This window comes from Shigella sp. FC1967, assembly GCF_001743005.1.
Classification (GTDB): Bacteria; Pseudomonadota; Gammaproteobacteria; order Enterobacterales; family Enterobacteriaceae; genus Proteus.
Genome location: NZ_MIIZ01000629.1, coordinates 1 through 6104, shown reverse-complemented (window position 1 = coordinate 6104; position 6104 = coordinate 1). Strand labels below are relative to the sequence as shown.

Sequence of the window (6104 nt, the reverse complement as noted above, 5' to 3'; positions counted from 1 at the left end):
TAAGACTAAGACGTTGATAGGCTGGGTGTGTAAGCGTAGCGATACGTTGAGCTAACCAGTACTAATGAACCGTGAGGCTTAACCTGACAACACCGAAGGTGTTTTGTCAGAGAGACAAAACGATGAAGTAAGCTTGTTTAAGATTGATAATTACTGGTGACGAGCCGTTAAAAGGTGAGGCACGGGTAATAAAACAGAATTTGCTTGGCGGCCATAGCGCAACGGTCCCACCTGATCCCATGCCGAACTCAGAAGTGAAAACGTTGTAGCGCCGATGGTAGTGTGGGGTCTCCCCATGTGAGAGTAGGGAACTGCCAGGCATTAAATAAGACGAGAAAGCCAACCCAATGGGTTGGCTTTTTTGCGTCTGGAGTTCTCTATTTTACTTTTTGGAGATGAAACATTATTTTAATTGCTGATAAAGCAATGAACCTGCCGCCGCCCCTGCAACATCATAAGCGAAATCATGCCAGCTCCAGCCTGTACCATCTGGGCGACTATCATAAAGCTCCTTTGCTGCACCTAAACTAATAGAAACTGAGAGCCCAATTAATAATCCCTCTCTATAACCATAATTTTGATGGTCTGCATACGCATTTGCACCAGCAGATGCTGCCATTGAAAATAAAAAATGCTGGGCTTTATCTTTGCCTTTCCAATTATCATTGGCAAAATGAAATGACTGGCACCCATTTAAAATCACTATTGATAATAAAATAATTAGAGAGTGATACTTAAGCTTTAGTTTCATAAAAAATAAAAGTCTTTTCATTGATAAGCGTGTTTTTAATATAGAGGATTATTAAAGATAAGGGATGATTTAAGAAAAAATTTTATCAAACAAAAAAGCTTGCTGTTATTTAGCAAGGCTTATCAAATGAAGCGTCGATTAAAGTATACGACTGATTAATCTATCAACACGAATACGTCGTAATCGTTTGATTAATTTCTTCACTTTTAGTGGGTAAAGCTTAATGCTTTCTAGATCTTGATAGTGTTTCACAACGCTTGTGTGTTGGCGAATACACGCTAACTCTTTATGTCGTTGTTCATGCAATTCATGTTTAGGATCATGAATTAATATGGCATTTTCTAAATCTAATCCCCATGCACGTGGATTAAGATTATTACCAGTAATTAATTGCCAGTTATCATCTACCCACAGACCCTTCAAGTGATAGGTGTTATCGCTATCTTTCCAAAGTCTTACTGTTAATTGGTCATTATCAATAAATCGTTGGAACGTTGCGTAAATTTACGCAGATTGATCTCATAGAGATAAGGTAGAGCACCAATAATTTTAAATGGCTCTTCGGGGGGAATATAAAAGTCATTTGCGGTTTTATCACCAATAATAATTTCGACCTGTTTGCCATTTCTTAACAAATGACTGATTTGGCGTACAAGGATCGCAGGTAAATTAAAATAAGGTGTACAAATAACAAGTTTTTCTTCAGTAGAAGCCATAAGGTGAGAAATTGTCTTATTTAAGATATTCTTCTTACCTAAACCCATTAAAGGTGTTACTGCCAGTTCATTGTTAGAAGCATTGGCTTTAATATCATAGCCATCACGAGTACGTAAATTAAAACGAAATTGACGAATACAGTTTTTAATTTCGGCACAACGAATTCTATCTTTGATATCCAATCGTTGAATTGCTTCTGATTGTAAAAGATCAGTCACAATAAATTGCTTCATTGTGGAGGCTAATTCTCTATTTTGGATGATGTGATATCTGTCATAGCGATATTTATCCAGTTTATGCAAGTAAACGTTATTAATACTTGCACCACTATAAATAATCGTATCATCGAAGATAAAGCCTTTAAGGTGTAATACTCCTAATGCTTCACGAGTGTTTACGGGAATACCATAAATAGGGATCTCGATATCAGGGTGTTGTTGTGCAACATGGTAGTACCAATCTGCATTTGTTGCATCAGCAGAGACACCAATACGCCCACGCTGAGCACGGTGCCAGTCAACAATAACGGTAATGGATAATTCAGGACGTTGTTGTTTTGCGCTGTAAAGCGCATCAAGGATCTCTTCACCCGCCTCATCGTGCTCTAGGTAAAGAGCCGTAATAAAGATCTCTTTCTTTGCTTGAGCTATATATTTCAATAAGGTGCTGCGAAACGCGGACGTCTGATAAAGCGTTTCAACATCAGCAACTGACTGAGCTAATTTAGGCAGTTGTGCAAGGTGTTGTTGATGCTTAGCAAGTTTTAGTTTAGACAACATCACAGTGCTTAATTCTCTTGTTTATGATGGCTGATGGAGCCATCGTCCATGTGGATTTTCTTTAACCGATCTTCTGATCATAACATTAGTTATATGGGATGTACGCATAAAATCATCATATATAGCTAATTTATCAAAGGATGCGTGAACAATCACATAAAGAAACTTTCTCTTATGATTATAGCATTGGTGACTCTTTTGAGGATCCAAGTTGTAAATCAAGATTGACTATTCCTTCATCAAATTGTACTTCAACAGAAAATCCCAGTTTTTTCGCTAAACTTATCATGTTGCGATTTTCTGGCATTGTTATCGCGGTTAGACGTTTAATGCCATGCTCTCTAGTATAGTTGATCAGTTTAGTCATAAGTTGATGACCTAAAGTATTTCCTTTTAAATCAGAACGCACAAGAATAGCAAATTCTGCATGTTGATTATCGGGATCAGCCATCGCACGGGCAACCCCAATAATTTCAGGTTGATCTTCGAGATTTCTAATCGCGACAAAAGCCATTTCACGATCGTAGTCAATCTGTGTCATATTCGCGAGATCGTCATGTGTAAATTCACTAATTTCACTAAAATAGCGATAATAAAGATCTTCTTTTGTTACTTGGTTTATAAATGTTTTCAGTAATGGCTCATCTTCTGGCAAGATTGGGCGGATAAAACAAGGATTGTTATCTCTTAGAAAAAAAGTTTCTTCTAATTCATTGGGGTAAGGGCGAATAGACAGTCTTTGATGAGGGTCGCCTTGTAGAGGTGCTAACTCCATCGCGACATCGAGTAATGTAAAATCATTACCTGAAGCCAGTAGAGGATGAATATCTAATCTGACAATTTGTGGGCAATCTAAAAGTAAGTGAGAAACCTGCACTAAAAAATGGCTTAGACTTAATATATTTAGGGGTTGTAAAGCGCTTCTAGGCTGTATTTTTCCACTTTTTTATCGCATTAATAACCAGATAACGGGCAAGCGCCATATTAAGAGGAGGCAAAGCAACAGCCGCTTTAGTTTCTATTTGCCATTCAACGCCTCCCTCACCTAATACAATTAATGGACCAAAAATAGGATCTTGCTCTATTGCGACCCGTAACTCTTGGGAACCCGCTCTATTTGCCATACTTTGCACTAATAAACCTTGAATTTGCGCTTGAGGGTAGAGTTCTGTAACCCGCTCTATAATCGCATGAGCTGCTGATGATACTTCTGTACTGTCTCGAAGATAAAGCATAACACCTTGCACTTCGGACTTATGAGGGATATCAGGAGAACGTAATTTCAGTGCAACAGGGTAGCCAATTTTCTCAGCAATACTAACGGCTTCTTGCGCATTATGGGCAATCCAAGTAGGCAGTGTATGAAAGCCATAAGCTTCCATAATTGGCTGAACTTGGTGTGTATCTAATCGATATTGCTTATTTTTTAATGCCTCTTCAATACAACGATGTGCTTGTCGTGTATTCATTTTGACATCTAAAGGCAATGCAGGCGTTTCTTTTAACTGTTTCTGGTTTCGACGATATTCCACCATATGCATAAATGCGGTGACGGCACCTTCAGGTGTTCGATAAGTTGGAATTCCTGCTTCACTAAATAATTTACGTGATTGCTGAGATGAATACTCCCCCCCCCAGTTAGTGAAGACGGTAAGCCATTTACGTCTAGGGTGTTTATTGATGGCATCTATGACGCGTTGTGCTGTTTCAATGCTAGGAGCAATGGCACTCGGTGTATGAATAAGGAGTAAAGCATCATGATCATGGCTATCTAACAAACAATTCAATGCTAAAATATAACGATCAACGGTTGTATCATCACCTAAGTTTAGTGGATTGCGAATGGCATTTTCTTCTTGAATAACACTTTGTAGTTTTTGTTTTGTTTCATAGGTAAGTTGTGCGAGCTTTCCTGAATGGAGAAAGAGTTCATCTATTGCCATCGCAGCAGGTGCAGATCCATTACTCATGATCATTAATCTTTCGCCTTTTAAAGGCGTCATATAGCTAAGTGTTTCAACTGCAGAAAACATTTCATGGGTATCTTGTACACGTAATAAACCTGCACGTTGAAAAGCTGCATCATAAGCCACGTCATAACTGGGTGTGTCACCCAATAACAGTTGAGCTTTTTGAGTACGTCCACTTTTTATCACCAGAATCGGTTTATTACGAGAAGCACTACGCGATGCTGACATAAAACGTCGTGCATCTTTTATATGTTCGAGATGCAATAAAATAGCACTGGTTTTACTGTCTCTTGCCAAAAAATCTAATAAATCATCGACTTGAATATCTTGATTATCACCTAACGCAATAAAATAGGAAAAACCGATATTACGGTAATAAGCCCAATCTAAAATTGTGTTGGCGACAGCAGCTGATTGCGAAATAAAAGCTAACTTTCCTTTTTTAACCGGAAGAGGTGAAAAGCTAGCATTTAAACCTTGCCACGGTGCTAAAAGTCCCAAACTATTTGGGCCAAGTAAACGGATGTGATATTGCTGGCAAAGTAATTTTATTGGCTGAAATTGTTCTGGTTGTGCAGAAAGCACAATCACGGCTTTGCAACCCGAGTCACCTAATTGTTTTAGTAGCTCAAGATTACGGCGATGATGTGTACAAATAATCGCAAGATCAGGAACTTGAGGTAACTTATCGATAGAAGGATAAGTGAAAACACCTGAGACTGAGCTACGAGAGGGATTAATCGGAAACACTGGACCATTAAATCCACCACTGAGCAAATTTTTCATCATGGTGGTTCCTGCTCGACCTAATTTTTCAGAGGCACCAATCACCGCAATAGATTTAGGACGTAATAGTGCTTCAAGACCTCTTTGGCTCATATCTACTCCAGAGTTTCATTATCAACTGCTATTCAATGTAGCTGATTTGCTCTTCTTTTGCCTGACTCCGGTCTGGTTTTCCAAGTAAATATTGTTGACGAAAGTAACTAAAATGAGAAAAAAGCTGTTGTGAAGCTTGAATATCGCCGACATTCTCTAAAATAGAAGCCGCCACTTCTGCGGTACAATGCTGATCTTCTCTTGCTGCTTGGCGAAGGATGTACTCACATTTACTTGCCTCATTTAAAGAAAAGAGGGGCAATGAATTGAGATAGGGGCTTTTGCGAAACATTTTGCGTGCTTCACTCCAAGTACCATCGAGAAGGATAAACAAAGGGGGTTTACTATTGGTAGGGAGTTGGTTGTATACAACGCGTTCACTTGATGCATAGCTTTCGGGGAAAACAACATAAGCTTGTCTATCTGGTGTATTGATTAGATCAAGCAAAGCTTGGTCTGGAGTGGTTCGAGACCATAAAAAAGCGTGTGTGTCTGGTAATACATCGGCAATTAATTTTCCCGTATTGCTTGGCTTCATCACTTCAGTATCATACATCAATAAACAAAATTGGCTTTTTGCTGGTTGATTGACAATGGTGTTACAAAGACACTGTTTTTCAGGTAATAAGCAAAAAGTGCAACGTTTTGTACGAAAACCTCGCGCTTTAAAAGGGCGAGTTGAAATAGAAAGTCGATATTGACGAAGTCGAGAGACTGCATTGTCATGCATAACAGATTGACCAATACTCATAAAAAAGAATTGAATTTTATCATGATACCCAAAGGTCTACTATCAGTTGTTTTTTTATGAAAGTTAATTTATAGGGTGGTAATAGGATTATTATTATTTAATAAATTATGGTGATTTATGAGTATAACGCCAATCGCTTTTATACCTAATCAACAGAGTATTAAAGATAATGAAATTAAAAATCTATTTGATATCTTTGATATTCAGGTTTTTAATAATGATAGCTTGAGCCTCAATCTTGAAATTGCTAAAAATAA

2 protein-coding genes, 2 rRNA genes and 2 pseudogenes are annotated in these 6104 nt (G+C 38.2%); 2 read left to right on the top strand and 4 right to left on the bottom strand.

What is annotated here, in order from left to right; genetic code table 11:
* Positions 1-86: ribosomal RNA gene (locus BHE89_RS07945) — 23S ribosomal RNA — on the top strand; the annotation flags it as partial.
* A 117-nt stretch (positions 87-203) separates the two neighbouring features.
* Positions 204-320, top strand: a 5S ribosomal RNA gene (gene rrf / locus BHE89_RS07940).
* An 83-nt stretch (positions 321-403) separates the two neighbouring features.
* Here the strand turns inward: rrf and BHE89_RS07935 are convergent.
* From BHE89_RS07935 to BHE89_RS07920, 4 genes and pseudogenes are all read right to left on the bottom strand, one after another.
* Positions 404-751, bottom strand: coding sequence for a YfiM family lipoprotein (locus tag BHE89_RS07935; protein WP_069370022.1), 348 nt, complete (start codon positions 749-751; stop codon positions 404-406).
* Between the two features lie 138 nt (positions 752-889).
* Positions 890-2247 (bottom strand): annotated as a pseudogene (gene pssA, locus BHE89_RS07930) (CDP-diacylglycerol--serine O-phosphatidyltransferase).
* 178 nt (positions 2248-2425) lie between these two features.
* Positions 2426-5096, bottom strand: a pseudogene (locus tag BHE89_RS07925) (bifunctional acetate--CoA ligase family protein/GNAT family N-acetyltransferase).
* Between the two features lie 28 nt (positions 5097-5124).
* Positions 5125-5826: a tRNA-uridine aminocarboxypropyltransferase gene (locus BHE89_RS07920; protein WP_069370116.1), complete on the bottom strand. Its 702-nt coding sequence runs from the start codon at positions 5824-5826 to the stop codon at positions 5125-5127.
* Positions 5827-6104 lie beyond the last annotated feature (278 nt).

What these genes read in the sequence shown, in the direction of transcription:
- BHE89_RS07920 (WP_069370116.1), bottom strand. Translation starts at nt 5,826, where the DNA reads ATGCATGACAATGCAGTCTCTCGACTTCGTCAATATCGACTTTCTATT.
- BHE89_RS07935 (WP_069370022.1), bottom strand. Translation starts at nt 751, where the DNA reads ATGAAACTAAAGCTTAAGTATCACTCTCTAATTATTTTATTATCAATA.